General features: G+C 44.3%; 2 protein-coding genes. Both read left to right on the top strand.

All coding sequences use genetic code 11. The features are described from left to right. The coding region (locus tag KIV40_RS31060; protein ID WP_285353147.1) for a laccase domain-containing protein at positions 1-138 on the top strand (138 nt) is incomplete at its 5' end. Positions 139-254: 116 nt separating this feature from the next. Then, positions 255-812: Clp protease N-terminal domain-containing protein (locus tag KIV40_RS31055; protein WP_285353146.1), on the top strand; the 558-nt coding region annotated here is incomplete at its 3' end.

Here is an 812-nt window from a genome sequence, read left to right as displayed (position 1 = left end):
ACTCAGCGTCTTGCACATGTTGGTGTTACGCAAGTGTTTGATTGTAATCTATGTACCTTTGCGGATTCTGATAACTTTTACTCTTATCGCCGTGATGGAGTCACTGGACGTCAAGCGACCTTTATCTGGTTAGACTAATCGTAAAAACAGTGAACTTTCTGCGTGATAGTTCACTCCTTTCCCCTTGAAAATCCCCGATACCGTATCCATCTTCTATTCATAAGATAAACATATCTATAAGTAGGAAGGTTGGAATGCGTCTCGATCGATTCACCAGTAAATTTCAAATTGCGATATCTGATGCTCAGTCTCTCGCATTAGGTCGTGATCACCAATATATCGAACCGGTACACCTAATGGTGTCACTGTTAAATCAAGATGGTAGTGCGATTCGTCCATTGCTTACCATGTTGAATATTGATGTGGTTCAGCTGCGCTCTAAATTGAGTGAGATCCTTGATCGCGTGCCAAAAGTGAGTGGTATCGGAGGTGATGTACAGTTATCAAGTGCGATGGGCACCTTGTTCAATCTATGTGACAAGGTGGCTCAAAAACGTCAAGACACCTACATCTCTTCAGAGATCTTCCTACTTGCTGCAATCGAAGACCGTGGCCCTCTAGGTAACTTGCTAAAAGAGCTGGGTTTAACAGAGCAAAAGCTTTCTCAAGCGATTGAGCAGATCCGTGGTGGTCAAAAAGTCGATGACCCGAATGCTGAAGACAAACGCCAAGCTTTGGAGAAGTTTCCGGTAGACCTTACCGAGCGTGCAGAGCAAGGTAAGCTCGATCCTGTAATTGGCCGTGATGACGAA

The sequence above is a fragment of the Vibrio sp. D173a genome (assembly GCF_030248475.1).
The sequence above is the reverse complement of the archived record's forward strand: the minus strand, read 5'-3'. Positions and strand labels throughout refer to the sequence as shown.